This window comes from Sporosarcina quadrami (assembly GCF_014836615.1).
In the GTDB taxonomy this organism is placed as follows: Bacteria; Bacillota; Bacilli; order Bacillales_A; family Planococcaceae; genus Sporosarcina; species Sporosarcina quadrami.
This window is the reverse complement of record NZ_JACSQN010000002.1, coordinates 121721-136636: the sequence shown is the minus strand read 5'-3', so window position 1 is coordinate 136636 and position 14916 is coordinate 121721. Positions and strand designations below refer to the sequence as shown.

The window sequence follows — 14916 nt, the reverse complement described above, 5'->3', positions numbered from 1 at the left end:
TCAATTCCTCCCTTTCAATACCATTTCTAAAATTGCTGCGCGAATATACACGCCATTTTCCATTTGTTTGAAGATTCTCGATCTGTCACATTCTATTAAACTGTCTGCAATTTCAACATCTCGGTTGACAGGCGCGGGGTGCATAATAATTGCGCCAGGCTTCATCTTCTGTTCACGCTCAAGCGTCAGACCGAAGTTGCGATGGTATTCTTCTTTTGTAAAACTTGTATCTTCTTCATGTCTCTCGTGTTGAACACGGAGCAACATGATGACATCGCTTTGTTCAAGGACATCATCCCAATTGTCTGTACTGTCAAATTCTCCAGCCCATTTTTTCGGGCATAGGAATGTGACGTTTGCGCCTAATCTTGTCAATGCGTCTGCATTGGATTTGGCAACTCTACTGTGAGATACGTCACCTGCTATTGTGACATTTAGTCCGTCAAAACGACCAAACTCTTCTTTGATGGTGAACAGATCCAACAATGATTGAGTCGGATGTTGACCAGAGCCATCTCCTGCATTCACAATCGCAATATTTGTCTTGTTCAACAATGCTTCATAGTATTTGTCTTCCTCATGTCTGATCACTACTGCATCTATTCCTATTTCTTCAAGCGTCCGAACGGTGTCGTAAAGTGTTTCACCTTTCAATGCGCTGGAAAAGCCTGCTTCAAACGGGATGACTGTAAGTCCTAACCGACGTTCAGCGACTTCAAAACTTGTTTTTGTTCGTGTACTCGGTTCAAAAAAAAGATTACTGACCATATAGTTTCCAGGAAGTTCACGTATCCCGAGCTTTTTGAAGACTTCAGCTCGTTCCAATAACGTCATAATATCTTCCACTGATAGTTCATTCATCGACAATAAATTAGTCATTGATGTATTCACTCCTAAGTTCATAAGAAAAGAGCCTTCCCATAAAGCGGAAAGGCTCGATATGTATGACTGGACATTTGTCATTTGCTAATGCGCAACTGTCCGCCAACCGAACCTTTCCCTGTCTCTCTGTACAATGTTAAAAGGTTTTTCTATTCTGTTGTTTCATCCGCCAATGTCGCTTTGTCTCTTCCTGGTAGGATTAAGTTCAAAAGTACGCCGATAATTGCAGCAAGTGCCATTCCACCAACTTGGAACGTTTCACTGACATTAATGGACGCTCCACCGATACCGATGACAAGAATAACTGAACAGATGACTAGATTTCGTTGTTCTCCGAAATCAACTTTATGATCGACGAGCATCCGCAAACCTGACGAAGCGATGATTCCGAACAGTAGTATGGAAATACCGCCAAGAACCGCCTTCGGAATTGTTGAAATAACAGCCATCAGTGTTCCGTTGAATGAGAACAGTATTGCAAACACCGCTGCTCCGAGAATGACATATACACTGTATACCCTTGTTATGGCCATTACACCGATGTTTTCACCGTAAGTCGTCTTTGGAGGTCCGCCAAGTAGTCCACTGATCAGCGTTCCTAGTCCATCTCCGAGCAACGACCGGTTTAGTCCCGGATCTTTTATGAAGTCTCTCTCCACTACTTTGCCAAGTACGAGTTGGTGACCGATATGCTCGGATATCGTAACAATCGATATCGGCACCATGATCAACAACAGCGTTGGCGTAATAACGAATTCATAATCTATGCCAGGCAACAGGAATTGTGGAACTTCAATGAATTTTGCTGCAAATATTTTTTCATATTCCACGATGCCAATTGCTAGCGAGTATATGTATCCTACAATAATACCGATTAAAACCGGCATCAAACTTATGACACCTCTGAAAAACATGAGACAGATGATTGCAGTCGCTAATGTTACAAGTGCAGCAGAGAAGTGCAGCAGATTATATTCATCTACTCCATTGACTTCAATCGTACTTGCCATATTAACCGCAACAGGTGCAACGGCAAGACCGATAACCATGATGACTGGGCCAACTACAACGGGAGGAAGAATTTTCATTATCCAACCGGACCCAGTTCTCCAAATGATCAAGGATACTAAAGAATAAACAAGAGCAACAAACATACTTCCGATCATTGCACTTCCAATACCGCCACTTTCCTTCGCTGCTAGGATGGGGGCAATAAAGGCAAATGAGGAGCCTAAGTAGGCAGGTACTTTGAATCTTGTTACAAGGATAAAGATTATCGTTGCAATACCGCTTGTCAACAAAGCGATGGCAGGACTTAGTCCGACTAATTGAGGAACGAGGATAGTTGCCCCGAACATTGCAAACATATGTTGCAGACTCAGTGCCAGCCACTTGCCTGCAGGTGGTTTCTCATGTACATCTAAAACTGTCGTATTACTCATATGTCTGCGCCTCCGTGCAAGTCCAAATTATTTTGTATGAATCGTTACGCTATCTTCTCCGTCTTGCTCTTTCACACTTACTACAACTCGCTCTTCACTAGACGTCGGGATATTCTTTCCAATGTAATCTGGACGGATCGGCAACTCGCGATGTCCCCGATCTACTAACACCGCCAATTGAATTGCAGCCGGTCTTCCCAAATCAATGACCGCATCCATTGCTGCTCTTACTGTTCTCCCTGTATATAACACGTCATCGACAAGTATTACTTTCATTTCAGTCACATCGTGCTCGATATCCACTTGATGAACGAGTGGTTCCTGATTTGAATGCTTCAATTGCAAATCATCCCTATATAAGGTAATGTCCAGTTCACCAGTAAGTATAGGCTTGCCTTCAATCTTTTCAATCCGATCTGAAATACGTTTTGCCAGTATAGCGCCTCTTGTTTTTATACCGACAAGTATACATTCATCAATACCTTTATTCTTTTCAATAATTTCATATGCTATTCTCGTAACCGCGCGAGCAATCGCTTGTTCATCAAGAATAATCGCTTTTTCCGTCATTTCCTTACCTCCTAACCTTATAATAAAAATCAAAAAACCTCCTGCCAAAATGGCGGGAGGATAGTTGTGCAGAAAAAATAGTAAGCAGAAAGAGCGATTTTCTCTTCTACAATACATCCGTGCAACCTTCCCAGCCTCTCTGGACTGTCTTTAAAGGTATCGCTATTCAATTTCTTTGTATAGTATAGAACTGTACAATCTGTTTGTCAATCTTTATTAGTACGCAATTGTTCAATCAACTCAACAAATTCATCCGGTAGCGGTTGTGTAAATTCATAATACTCGCCGTCTCGCGGGTGTTTGAATCCAATTGTACCTGCATGCAATGCTTGTCCATTAAAATCAATAGTTTTTTTCGGACCATATTTCGGATCTCCTGCAAGAGGATAACCAATATATTTCATATGCACGCGAATCTGATGTGTTCTCCCTGTTTCCAGCCGACATTCAACTAATGTGAAATTGCCGAAGCGCTCCAACACTTTAAAATGCGTAATCGCATGCTTGCCGTTATTAACTATTGCCATGTTTTGACGTTCTTTCACATCTCTGCCGATTGGCGCATCAATCGTTCCTTGATCGTGAGGGATATGGCCATGGACAAGTGCTGTATATACACGTGTAACTGATTTTTCGACAAGTTGATTCACAAGTGAAACATGTGCCTGATCGTTTTTTGCCACCATAAGAAGACCGGATGTATCTTTATCAATACGGTGAACGATTCCCGGACGCATAACACCGTTTATGCCGGATAAATCTTTCACTTGATGCATCAAACCATTCACAAGTGTGCCCTTAGCGTGGCCGGCTGCAGGATGGACGACCATCCCTTTTGGTTTATTGACGACTAAAACATCGGCATCTTCGTAAACAATTTCTAAATTAAGATCTTCTGCAACGATATCCAGTTCTTCCAATTCAGGTTCTATGACGACAATTATTTCCCCTGTCTTCACTTTATGATTCGGTTTTACTTGGGTTTCATTTACAAGAACCGCTCCATCTTTCAGCCATTGTTGAATTTGAGTACGTGACCAATCAGGATTGACCATCGATAAGACTTTATCAATCCGTCCATTACTATGTTCTTCTGTTATTTCAATGATAACTGGTTCCATTAAGACACCTTTTTCTTGTTCTTTTTTTCATCCAGTATGACATGGATGATGATTAACACAACTCCTACTGTCAAAGCGGCGTCTGCCACGTTGAAAATCGGAAAATCGTAATTGATGACCGGTATGATTACGTCGATAAAATCGACAACTTCCTTCCTCCACAATCGATCGATGAAATTACCTATTGCACCGCCTAGTAAAAACATCAAACTGACACCTAACAATCGGGAGCCTTTCGCTTCTTTATGGAAGAAGTATATAATTCCGACTACGACAAAAATTGTCACAACATAAAATAACCACATCTGGCCTTCAAGCATTCCCCATGCAGCACCTTTGTTACGGTGTGAGAGAAGACCTAAAAAAGGTTCGGCAATTGAAATCTTTTCACCGATTTGCATATTTTGAACAACTAACCATTTTGTTAATTGATCTAGCAAGATTATGAGTAGCGCTAATCCGTAATACAGTAACAACTAAAAAACCTCCGTCCGACAGTATCTGTACCATTTTACCACAAAATGAGCAAAATCATGAACTCAGACGCAGAAAAGAGAAAAGCCGTCTGCAAATATGACACTTCGCCATAATTACAAACAGCTTTTCACATCCTGCCTTATGAATAATAGTTTTTGACGACTGTCGCGCAACGTGTACATAGAGCTGGATGTTCAGCGTCTTCTCCGACAGTTTCGGAAATTGTCCAGCAACGTTCACATTTCTCGCCATCAGCTTTTTCCACAAGTACAGAGGCAGCATCAAGTTCAAGTGTTCCAGCAGGCATTTTGCTCATCTCGCCTTCTTCGAACTTGGAAACGATAAAGAATTGTGCGAAGTCAATGTCATCCGAAGAAAGAATACCCGCATACTTTTCAGGTAAAGAAACAGTCACTTTCGCTTCCAGTGATTTACCGATGACTTTTGAATTCCGAGCTTCTTCTAATGCTTTCAATACATCATCACGTACGTCCATCAACTTGCCGAATCGCTCACGCAGTGCAGTAGCCTGCTCCCCAAGATCGACAGCTGTCGGCATATCAGTCAACTGTACACTTGCCTCTTCTACATCAGTCAAGTACGCCCAAAGTTCATCTGTTGTATGAGGAATGATCGGCGTCAATAACTTCAGCAACGATAGCAATGTATCGTACATGACTGTCTGCATAGCACGACGATGCGGATGATCTGCACCTTCAATATAGACAACATCTTTAGCGATATCAAGATAGAATGAGCTCAAATCACCTGTACAGAAATTGTTCACAGCGTGATATACATTCGCAAACTCATAATTTTCATATGAAGCAAGGACTTCTTTAATTAGATCTTGAAGTTTTACATATACATATTGATCGATCGGACGCATATCTTCAAACGCCACTCGGTCCGCTGCTACATTAAAGTCTGTCACATTACCATGTAAGAACCGTAACGTATTACGGATTTTCCGGTATACTTCAGATACTTGTTTGAAGTTGGAATCAGATACACGTACATCAGCCGTATAATCGACGGAAGATACCCATAGACGAAGAATATCCGCTCCAAGCTGATTCATCACTTTTGCAGGTACGATTGTGTTTCCGAGCGATTTACTCATCTTGCGTCCTTCGCCATCCAATGTGAAACCGTGACTTAGAATGCCCTTATAAGGAGCAATCCCGTTAATGGCTACACTCGTCGTTAGTGAAGAGTTGAACCAGCCACGGTATTGGTCTGAACCTTCTAGATACAAGTCCGCTGGATAGATCAGATCCTCTCTCTCATCCAATACACCTTGGTGCGTCGAACCGGAGTCAAACCATACATCCATGATGTCTGTTTCTTTTGTAAACACGCCATTCGGACTTCCAACATGTGTAAATCCTTCTGGCAGAAGATCATTTGCATCTCGTTCAAACCAAATATTAGAACCATTTTCACGGAACAAACTAGAAACATGAGCAATCGTTTCATCCGTAATGATCGCTTCTCCGTTCTCCGCGTAAAATACGGGAATTGGAACTCCCCATACACGTTGGCGAGAAATACACCAGTCACCACGATCACGCACCATATTGTAAAGACGTGTCTCACCCCAAGCAGGAGTGAACTTTGTATTGCGAATTGCATCTAGTAACTCTTCGCGGAACGACTGGATGGAAGCAAACCACTGCGCAGTTGCACGGAAGATTACCGGCTTCTTTGTACGCCAGTCATGCGGATAGGAGTGTGTGATGAATGAAAGCTTTAGTAATGCGCCGACTTCTTCAAGCTTCTTCGTCACTTCTTTATTCGCATCTTCATAGAACAACCCTTCAAAACCAGGGGCTTCATCCGTCATGACACCACGGTCGTTAATCGGTGAAAGTGCATCGATTCCATACTGTTTACTGACGTAGAAGTCATCTTCACCATGGCCAGGAGCTGTATGAACACAACCTGTTCCCGCTTCTGCTGTAACATGGTCACCTAACATAACGAGAGAATCACGATCGTAAATCGGATGCTTGGCAACTACACTATCCAAATCAGATCCTTTCACTTCTCCTGAAATCTCATATGATTCCCATCCGATTTCTTTCGCTACAAATTCAACTAAATCTTTTGATAGAAGATATTTTCGTCCTTCTACATCCACAATGGCATAAACAAAATCTGGATGAACAGAAATCCCCAAGTTGGCAGGAATTGTCCAAGGCGTCGTCGTCCAGATGACAATCTGTACATCTTCATCGATGACACCTAATCCGTCTTTAATCGGGAATGCTACATAGATCGATGGTGATTTCTTATCTTTATATTCAATTTCTGCTTCAGCAAGTGCTGATTCACTTGAAGGTGACCAGTAAACCGGTTTCAAACCTTTATAGATATAACCTTTTTTCGCCATTTCACCAAACACTTGGATCTGTCTAGATTCGAATTCCGGTTTTAATGTAATGTACGGATTTTTCCAATCACCTCGAACACCGATTCGTTTGAACTCTGTTCGTTGATTATCAATTTGACCATACGCATATTCTTCACACATCTTACGAAATTCAGCAACGCTTAGTTCTTTCCGCTTAACGCCTTTGTTCACTAGCGCCTGTTCAATCGGTAGCCCATGCGTATCCCAGCCTGGTACATAAGGAGCATGGAAGCCTGACATTGATTTGTGTCGAACGATCATATCCTTCAATACTTTGTTCATTGCGTGCCCCATGTGAAGATCACCGTTCGCATATGGTGGCCCGTCATGAAGAACGAAGAAAGGAAGTCCTTTTGTTCGCTCTTGTACTTTTGCGTAAATATCCATCTCTTCCCACTTGGCTTGCATTTCAGGTTCTTTGTTCGGTAAATTCCCTCTCATCGGAAATTCAGTTTTAGGCATTAATAATGTGTCTTTGTATTCCATTTAATTTCCTCCTCAATAGTATGTTTTCCTTACGATCTGAGCTTAAGGATTGAATCCAAAAAATAAAAAAACCCCGTCCCAATAAAGGGACGAGGATTATTTCTCGCGATACCACCCTAGTTGCAGTAAAAAATCATACTGCCTCTTAGAACACCTTAACGGGGTGTGCCCGGGATTGTTTTTATCAATCCGGCTCTGGAGTGATTTTCATTTCCTATCCATCGACCAGGCTTTCACTATCCCTGGCTCGCTTTTACGTGCATATGGAAACTACTCTCTCTGTCAACGCCTGTGAATACATATATGTCCATTATTATATGTGTCTGTAAAACGAATTGTCAAGCACCTTCCGTTATTCGCGGTCCGCTGCAATCTCCAACAATTCGGATTCTGGTTCATAGTCCATCAATTTGTCCCAATCATCCATTTTAATCATATCAAGCTGCGCTTCAATAAGCATACGGAAGCGATTTCTGAAGACTTTAGATTGTTTTTTCAGATCCTCGATGTCGATTGCGATTTTTCTTGCACGTGATAAAGCTTCATTAACAATGCGGTCTGCGTTTTTCTCCGCTTCCTTCACAATAAGCTTCGATTCTTGAATTGAATTTCTGCGCACGTCTTCCGCAGCTTCTTGTGCAATAAGAATGGATTTTTGCAATGTACCTTCAATCGTATTATAGTGTGAAACTTGTTCTTTGGAGTCTTTCAAACTACTCTTTAGAGCCTTGTTTTCTTCAAGGACATTCTCATAATCTTTCATAATCTGTTCAAGGAATTCATTCACTTCATCTTCATCATATCCGCGAAAACCGCGGCTAAATTCTTTATTATGTATATCAAGCGGTGACAATGCCATTGGACGTTTCTCCCCTTTCAAGTCATCTCATTTCATTATACATGTCTATTTTAAAATAAGTAAGCAATTTTTCAATAGATTTCTGAAAAGTCATTCTAACACACCTATTAATACTCTAATCTTATCTTTTCTCGTGCGACCTTCAATTGATAAAATTTTGAATCGGCCTGCCCCTCTTACTGATAGACTGTCCAATTCGTTCAGTTCAAATGCAGGTTGATTACGAACTGTGTGATTCACTTTCACTTTATCATTCTGGACAAGAGTGACTGCTTTTTGTCTTGGACTGTTCATGATTGCTGCTACAACAGCGTCCAGTCGTAAAGAACTTATTGTATAAAGTTCTTCTGTCCACGACTCCATCGAGTCAATCAATGCCACCGAAGAATCAAGCTGTTCAATCCGGACTTTTGATTTACCGATGGAGTTGAAATTCGCTGCCAAATAATCCTTCAGTTCATCCACTACAGCAAATTGAGCAATATCATCTTGTAATCGGATATCGCCGAATTTGGAACGGTCGATTCCAAGTGACATCAGAGAGCCCAAAATATCCCGATGTTCCAACGTGACGAACTTAGCAGGATAGTTAATCGAAAACAGGGCAACCTGGTAATCGTCTGTTTCAGGTTCGTAGTAATCCGGATAGATGAGCAGCCGTTCGCGTTCCGGTTTTAAAAATCCGCCATAAGCATCATAAGAAAGACCGGCATTATTTACAATCGTTTCAACTATGAATTGTTCACGAGGATCGAGAAATCCGGTGAGTTTGGGTGCGTACGTATCTTCAACTTCACGCACCCAGCCAAACGCTGTTTCGATGAACGGCTGCTCTTCTTTTCTAAAATGTTGTACAATCGAATCCATCTGAGACGACCCCTTACCGTTTTCTTATAAAAAAAACCTCACCTAATAAGTGAGGCGATCATTGAATAGACTTGATACAAACCAGGAACGATCAAATATCTCAAAACAAATATGGCAACGATTGGTGAAATATCGATCATGCCTAGTGGCGGGATAAATTTACGGAAAAAACCTAAATATGGTTCTGCAATTTTACCGATCCATCGACCGATTGTAGTTTCTCTGGATGCAGGTACCCATGACATCAAAATATAAATGATGAGAAGTATTGAGAAAATATTAATTGCATATTCTGCAGCTATATAAATCAAATTTAAAATAAACATCTTTGTCTGTACACCTCATCTAATTCTATCGTTCAAAGTAATCAGAAATAGCCCCTGCCACTTCAACGTTCTCAGGTACACATAAAAATATATCTGTCCCAATTCGCTGTATATCTCCACCTAGTGCGTAAACAGTTCCGCTCAGAAAATCGACAATACGTATTCCCTGATCTCGCTCAATACGCTGTAAGTTTACAACAACGGCGCGTTTGTTTTTCAAGTGTTCTGAAATATCCTGTGCTTCTGCATAGACACGCGGTTCAAATAATACGACTTTAGAAGATTTCTGCAAACTTTGGAGACTGACAACTGTGCCAGGTTGTTGAGTTTCGACTTCTTGTTGCTTCCTTGCAGGAGTCCTTCTTGGTTGTTGCTGCTGCACAGAATGCTGCTTCGGTTCCCTCACCGCCTGTTGTTGTTCCTGTTGCTGTTGTTGTTCCTCTTCATCGTCAAGATAGAACCACTTTTCAATCCGTCTTTTCATACTCATTCTTCTCCCTCGCTCTCCGTTCCGACTAATGCGGTACCGATTCTAACGTGAGTTGCACCTTCTTCAATCGCAATGACATAGTCATTTGACATTCCCATGGATAACAGTGTGCATGGAGCGTGTTTCAATTTCTTGGAAGACAATTCATCACGCAGCTTCCGAAGTGATCGGAATACCGAACGGATAACTTCTTGGTCTTCCGTAAATGGAGCCATCGTCATCAGACCTACAACTTGAATTTTATCATATTGCTTCAGTTGTTGCACGAACTCCTCAACTTCTTCAACGGTAAGGCCTGATTTCGATTGTTCTTCAGACACATTCACTTGAACGAAACAGTTGACTGTTTTACTTGCTCGTTTCTGTATTTCTTTAGCAAGACTTAACCTGTCCAACGAATGTAAATAATCAATCTCGTTAATAATATCTTTCACTTTTCTACTTTGCACATTTCCGATAAAGTGCCAGTTCAAGTCCGGTTGTTGGATATCAGCTTGTTTTTCTAATAAGCCTTCTGGTCTGTTTTCACCGAGATCAATAATGCCTGAATCGATGACCTCAATAGCCCGCTTGGACGAAACCTGTTTTGTGACAGCAATAGTTGTGATGTCTTCGTGATTTCGTCCAGTACGTAGACAGGCTTGTTGAATTTCTTTTCGAATTTGCTCAGTCTTTTCGTAAAGCTTTGTCATTTCTATCACTACTTTTCTTCTTACTTTGCTTTATTGTATCAAGTGAATGCATACATATCAATGATTACTCTTTAAATAACAGGCTTTTTGCCTACTAAAATAATGTCTTTGCCAATAGTTACGACATCATCGTATTTAATTTGCTTGAATTCCTTTACTTTCGGCTCCATGAAAAGTGTTCTTTCTGCTCCGCCGACTTGCAAAACATCGAGCTTTCCGTTTTTCATATCAATCGTTGCATCCTGTACAAACCCAAGGAATGAACCCTTTTTCACTTCAATAACTTCTTTTTTTTGCAATTCCGAAAACCTCATCCTAATTCCTCCTTTTTACACGATATGCTGGTAGGGCAGAAAAAAACGCAATGCTTGGAGCACATTGCGTTTCTTCCAACAGTCATTCATTTTCCATACCTTCTTTGATTAATTGAATAGCATTTTTCTCAAGTCTAGAGATTTGGGCTTGAGAGATACCTAATTCTTTAGCAATTTCCGTCTGTGTCTGTCCATGATAGAAACGTTTAGAGAGAATTGTTTTTTGCCTCTCCGTCATTTCAGATACCGTCTCTTTCACAGACACATAAGTGAGCCAACGATCTTCGGAGACTTTTTTGTCATGTAGCTGGTCCATTATATAAACCGGATCCCCGCCATCACCATTCATCGGTTCGTGCAATGACATCGGATCTTGTATAGCATCTAGTGCAAACAAAATATCGTCTTCAGGTATATCTATAATACCCGCCAAATCAGATATTTTCGGCTCTCTCTGATGCTCGTTGATGAATTGTTCTTTTGCTCGAATAGCTTTATACGCAATATCTCTAAGAGATCTGGACACCCTAATGGAATGGTGATCTCTTAAATGCCTTTTTATTTCTCCGATAATCATTGGAACTGCATATGTTGAAAATCGAACATTATGTTTCAAATCAAAATTATCTATGGACTTCAAAAGTCCGATACAGCCTACTTGAAAAAGGTCATCTGCCTGCTCCCCCCTGTAAGCAAATCTCTGAACTAAACTAAGAACTAATCGCAAGTTCCCAAAAACCAGTTCTTCTCGAGCTGATTCATCGCCGCTTTGTAATCTGATGAATGTTGCTTTCATCACTTCATTTGTCAGTAATGGCAAATTGGACGTATCGATACCACAAATTTCGACTCTTGTACGCATCATTCGCTTTTCCTCCACATTCTGTAGATGACTGTAGGAAATAGTTTGTCCCCAGTTATGCGGAATATGCGAAATATGATTCGCCAATTTCAACCATCAAGCAATTGGTTGATTCAATTTATCACGTAAATCAGAGATGATCTTTTTCTCAAGCCGAGATATATATGATTGTGAAATACCAAGTAACTCAGCAACCTCTTTCTGGGTCATTTCTAAATGGCCAGTCAAACCGAAACGGCATTCCATTATATATCTTTCTCTTTCATCCAATATACTGATGGCTTCGATCATATGTTGTCTTTCCAACTTTTTCTCGACATCATCTGTAATAATATGCTCATCTGTGCCCAATATATCAGATAGTAATAATTCGTTTCCGTCTGCATCCGAATTCAATGGTTCGTCAAATGAGATTTCTGACTTTGTACGATTAGTTTTCCGTAGATGCATAAGTATTTCATTTTCAATACAGCGCGATGCATATGTCGCAAGTTTAATATTGCGATCGGCCTTAAAGGTTTCAATCGCTTTTATAAGTCCGATTGTACCAATACTAATTAAATCTTCAATATGTGTATTCGTATTATCAAAACGTCGAGCAATATACACGACAAGTCTAAGATTTTTTTCAATTAATGTATCCCGTGCATCCATATCACCTTCCATGAATGCTCTTATTGCCACTGCTTCCTCTTCACGTGTTAATGGTTTCGGAAGGGATTCATGACCTCCAATATAGTAAGTGCCACTTTTTTTGCTTTTAAATAAACTTTTAATAATTGATAACCATTTTTTCATTTCAGACCACATAACCAGTTCCCCTTTCGCTTGTAATGGATTCTAATGCGGACACATGCAATATTGCGCCTGCTCCTTCCGGATAACGGTTATCATCTTTCGTTAATACAATATAACCTGATGGCAATTCACTTCCTTCCCCGATCATCCATTTATCATATTTAAAACCTACAGCCCATGAAATGCCTTGTATTGTCTGTAGACGAATTAACCTGATATTCTTTTGATATTTTTGTGGAAATAATGATAACTGAGGCATACCTCTAGGATTCCATGATTTTAATGGATTTAACAACTCATCTGGAATTATTTGTTGGATAAATCTTAATGAAATAAAATGAACAGGTTCTCCTGATAATGGTTCCGTACAGTGGTTTCCTGTGTCGATAAATACAGTTACGTCTATGTGGGAATTCCAAATGGACAGAGTGGAGTCAGTAGTATAGGAAGATAAATGCTTTGCTACTCTGACATCAAGCCATTTAATCTTCAGTATATATAGCGCAATGTATGCTAGTATCGCACAAACAAAAACTGTGTAAAGTGCATTTGAAAATAACAGTCGTTCTGTGAAAACTGTAAGTACGCCACCCGCAAAGAGGGAAGCAACTAAAACAAGAACCGATGGCCCACTCCATGATTTAAAAGAAATACCGAATGCACAAATGACCATACAGATGAATGATAGAATGAGGATTAGTAAGGAGTCGGGAACGAAAGTGACAGGCAATGCACCGACGAACGAAGCAGAGGTCAATCGTTTCCAATTGGCTTGTGCCTTGCCCATCTGATTAGCAAATGTTAATACCGCAAAGTTGAAGACCATATTAATACCGATAATAAATTCCCCATACATCACTACGCCTCCTTGAAAATAAGGATAACATTTGAATTCTGCAATGTTTGTCGGAACAGAGATGAATCGTTAGTAAATATTCGACAATCATTGCATCTCTACTACCCACTGTTTTCCGTTCCAAGCGGACGCTTTCCGCGGGCACGGCTTTAGCCGCTTCCGTCCTCAGCATAGGTCCATATGGAACGGAATACAAAGGGGTACATGGACGTCACTTGACAAAGAACATAAAAAAGCTCCTCTGGAATCCAATTGGACCTCAGAGGAGCTTTTAAGCGTTATTTTATCTACGACGATTGCGAAGGAATGTAGGAATATCCAATGCATCGTCTTGTTGATTGCTTTGTTGTTGGCGCGCAGGTTGCTCAGGCTGTTGGAACTGCTGAGTTTCCTCTCTACGCGTATGTGTCGGCTGTGCTGCTGGTTGTTGTTGTTGTTGTTGTGTACGTCCAGCGCCGAAACCTGCACCCCGCGAAGGTTTCGGTGGACTCAATTGTTCTTCATTGAACCCGGTCGCGATGACAGTAACAACAATCTCATCTTTTAACGAATCATTAATAACAGATCCGAAAATCATGTTGACATCTTCATCAGATGCTGAAGCCACAATATCCGCTGCTTCCTGTACTTCAAATAGGCTAAGATTAGAACCGCCTGTAATATTCATAAGAACACCTTTAGCGCCGTCTATGGACGTTTCAAGCAACGGGCTGGAAATCGCTTTCTTAGCAGCTTCAGCAGCCCGGTTTTCACCTGTGGACATACCGATACCCATAAGAGCCGATCCTTTGTTGGACATAATCGTCTTAACATCAGCGAAGTCGAGATTAATTAGACCAGGAACGGCGATCAAGTCAGAAATACCTTGGACACCTTGTCTAAGAACATTATCGGCTTCTCTGAACGCTTCAAGCATTGGTGTATTCTTGTCGACAATTTCAAGCAACTTGTCATTTGGAATGACAATCAATGTATCAACAGATTCTTTCATGGCAGTAATTCCACCAATAGCTTGTGTTGATCGTTTACGTCCTTCAAAGGTGAATGGTCTTGTAACGACACCTACAGTTAGTGCTCCAAGATCCTTCGCAATTTGAGCGATGACCGGCGCTGCGCCTGTGCCAGTACCTCCACCCATTCCAGCTGTAACGAACACCATATCCGCACCACGAAGCGCTTCCTCAATCTGTTCACGGCTTTCTTCAGCCGCTTTTTTACCAACATCCGGATTAGCGCCTGCACCAAGTCCACGTGTCAATTTAGCACCAATCTGTAATTTCACTTCAGCTTCTGATAAATTAAGTGCTTGCGCATCTGTATTTACTGCGATAAAGTCAACACCTTGTACTCCATGTTCAATCATGCGGTTGACAGCATTATTTCCCCCGCCACCTACTCCAATTACTTTAATTACAGCTAGAGCATCAATATTCGTATCAAAATCAAGCATTGTCTCTC

16 protein-coding genes and 1 other annotated feature are annotated in these 14916 nt (G+C 41.0%); all 16 genes read right to left on the bottom strand.

All coding sequences use genetic code 11. The features are described from left to right. A complete protein-coding gene (locus H9649_RS02630) occupies positions 1 to 879 on the bottom strand; it encodes an aspartate carbamoyltransferase catalytic subunit (RefSeq protein WP_191693104.1) in 879 nt (292 codons plus the stop codon). A 152-nt stretch (positions 880 to 1031) separates the two neighbouring features. After that, positions 1032 to 2324: a uracil-xanthine permease family protein gene (locus H9649_RS02625; RefSeq protein WP_191693103.1), complete on the bottom strand. Its 1293-nt coding sequence runs from the start codon at positions 2322 to 2324 to the stop codon at positions 1032 to 1034. Positions 2325 to 2351: 27 nt separating this feature from the next. Then, positions 2352 to 2894 carry a bifunctional pyr operon transcriptional regulator/uracil phosphoribosyltransferase PyrR gene (gene pyrR, locus H9649_RS02620; RefSeq protein WP_191693102.1) on the bottom strand — a complete coding sequence of 181 codons (543 nt, stop codon included), beginning with the start codon at positions 2892 to 2894 and terminating at the stop codon, positions 2352 to 2354. Positions 2895 to 3100: 206 nt separating this feature from the next. Further along, positions 3101 to 4015: an RluA family pseudouridine synthase gene (locus H9649_RS02615; RefSeq protein WP_191693101.1), complete on the bottom strand. Its 915-nt coding sequence runs from the start codon at positions 4013 to 4015 to the stop codon at positions 3101 to 3103. After that, on the bottom strand, positions 4015 to 4491 hold the full coding sequence (gene lspA, locus H9649_RS02610) for a signal peptidase II (RefSeq protein WP_191693100.1): 477 nt from the start codon (positions 4489 to 4491) through the stop codon (positions 4015 to 4017). Before lspA ends, H9649_RS02615 begins: the two co-directional genes overlap by 1 nt. A gap of 140 nt (positions 4492 to 4631) precedes the next feature. Then, complete coding sequence (gene ileS, locus H9649_RS02605; RefSeq protein ID WP_191693099.1) at positions 4632 to 7394, bottom strand: isoleucine--tRNA ligase; 2763 nt, start codon at positions 7392 to 7394, stop codon at positions 4632 to 4634. Positions 7395 to 7476: 82 nt separating this feature from the next. Further along, positions 7477 to 7689: a binding site (T-box leader), on the bottom strand. A gap of 57 nt (positions 7690 to 7746) precedes the next feature. Beyond that, a complete protein-coding gene (locus tag H9649_RS02600; RefSeq protein WP_191693098.1) occupies positions 7747 to 8253 on the bottom strand; it encodes a DivIVA domain-containing protein in 507 nt (168 codons plus the stop codon). A gap of 90 nt (positions 8254 to 8343) precedes the next feature. After that, complete coding sequence (locus H9649_RS02595; protein ID WP_191693097.1) at positions 8344 to 9120, bottom strand: YlmH family RNA-binding protein; 777 nt, start codon at positions 9118 to 9120, stop codon at positions 8344 to 8346. A 38-nt stretch (positions 9121 to 9158) separates the two neighbouring features. Further along, positions 9159 to 9446, bottom strand: coding sequence for a YggT family protein (locus H9649_RS02590; protein WP_191693096.1), 288 nt, complete (start codon positions 9444 to 9446; stop codon positions 9159 to 9161). Between the two features lie 25 nt (positions 9447 to 9471). Continuing rightward, complete coding sequence (locus H9649_RS02585) at positions 9472 to 9936, bottom strand: cell division protein SepF (protein WP_191693095.1); 465 nt, start codon at positions 9934 to 9936, stop codon at positions 9472 to 9474. Beyond that, a complete protein-coding gene (locus H9649_RS02580) occupies positions 9933 to 10628 on the bottom strand; it encodes a YggS family pyridoxal phosphate-dependent enzyme (protein ID WP_191693094.1) in 696 nt (231 codons plus the stop codon). Before H9649_RS02580 ends, H9649_RS02585 begins: the two co-directional genes overlap by 4 nt. Before the next feature lie 71 nt (positions 10629 to 10699). Then, positions 10700 to 10942, bottom strand: coding sequence for a PRC-barrel domain-containing protein (locus H9649_RS02575; RefSeq protein WP_191693093.1), 243 nt, complete (start codon positions 10940 to 10942; stop codon positions 10700 to 10702). 82 nt (positions 10943 to 11024) lie between these two features. Then, complete coding sequence (gene sigG, locus H9649_RS02570) at positions 11025 to 11804, bottom strand: RNA polymerase sporulation sigma factor SigG (RefSeq protein WP_191693356.1); 780 nt, start codon at positions 11802 to 11804, stop codon at positions 11025 to 11027. A gap of 96 nt (positions 11805 to 11900) precedes the next feature. Further along, the gene (sigE, locus tag H9649_RS02565; RefSeq protein WP_191693092.1) at positions 11901 to 12614 is read right to left on the bottom strand and encodes an RNA polymerase sporulation sigma factor SigE; all 714 of its coding nucleotides are present in this window, start codon (positions 12612 to 12614) and stop codon (positions 11901 to 11903) included. Then, entirely contained in the window at positions 12604 to 13458 is an 855-nt protein-coding gene (locus H9649_RS02560; protein ID WP_191693091.1) for a sigma-E processing peptidase SpoIIGA, read from the bottom strand. The genes sigE and H9649_RS02560 overlap by 11 nt, the downstream gene beginning before the upstream one ends. 283 nt (positions 13459 to 13741) lie before the next feature. Continuing rightward, a complete protein-coding gene (ftsZ, locus tag H9649_RS02555; RefSeq protein WP_191693090.1) occupies positions 13742 to 14908 on the bottom strand; it encodes a cell division protein FtsZ in 1167 nt (388 codons plus the stop codon). Positions 14909 to 14916: the final 8 nt, after the last annotated feature.

Coding starts and splice junctions, on each gene's coding strand:
- H9649_RS02580 (WP_191693094.1), bottom strand. CDS start 10,628: ATGACAAAGCTTTACGAAAAGACTGAGCAAATTCGAAAAGAAATTCAA.
- H9649_RS02585 (WP_191693095.1), bottom strand. CDS start 9,936: ATGAGTATGAAAAGACGGATTGAAAAGTGGTTCTATCTTGACGATGAA.
- ftsZ (WP_191693090.1), bottom strand. CDS start 14,908: ATGCTTGATTTTGATACGAATATTGATGCTCTAGCTGTAATTAAAGTA.
- ileS (WP_191693099.1), bottom strand. CDS start 7,394: ATGGAATACAAAGACACATTATTAATGCCTAAAACTGAATTTCCGATG.
- H9649_RS02630 (WP_191693104.1), bottom strand. CDS start 879: ATGACTAATTTATTGTCGATGAATGAACTATCAGTGGAAGATATTATG.
- sigE (WP_191693092.1), bottom strand. CDS start 12,614: ATGTGGTCTGAAATGAAAAAATGGTTATCAATTATTAAAAGTTTATTT.
- H9649_RS02595 (WP_191693097.1), bottom strand. CDS start 9,120: ATGGATTCGATTGTACAACATTTTAGAAAAGAAGAGCAGCCGTTCATC.
- H9649_RS02615 (WP_191693101.1), bottom strand. CDS start 4,015: ATGGAACCAGTTATCATTGAAATAACAGAAGAACATAGTAATGGACGG.
- H9649_RS02560 (WP_191693091.1), bottom strand. CDS start 13,458: ATGTATGGGGAATTTATTATCGGTATTAATATGGTCTTCAACTTTGCG.
- sigG (WP_191693356.1), bottom strand. CDS start 11,804: ATGCGTACAAGAGTCGAAATTTGTGGTATCGATACGTCCAATTTGCCA.
- pyrR (WP_191693102.1), bottom strand. CDS start 2,894: ATGACGGAAAAAGCGATTATTCTTGATGAACAAGCGATTGCTCGCGCG.
- H9649_RS02575 (WP_191693093.1), bottom strand. CDS start 10,942: ATGAGGTTTTCGGAATTGCAAAAAAAAGAAGTTATTGAAGTGAAAAAG.
- H9649_RS02590 (WP_191693096.1), bottom strand. CDS start 9,446: ATGTTTATTTTAAATTTGATTTATATAGCTGCAGAATATGCAATTAAT.
- H9649_RS02625 (WP_191693103.1), bottom strand. CDS start 2,324: ATGAGTAATACGACAGTTTTAGATGTACATGAGAAACCACCTGCAGGC.
- H9649_RS02600 (WP_191693098.1), bottom strand. CDS start 8,253: ATGGCATTGTCACCGCTTGATATACATAATAAAGAATTTAGCCGCGGT.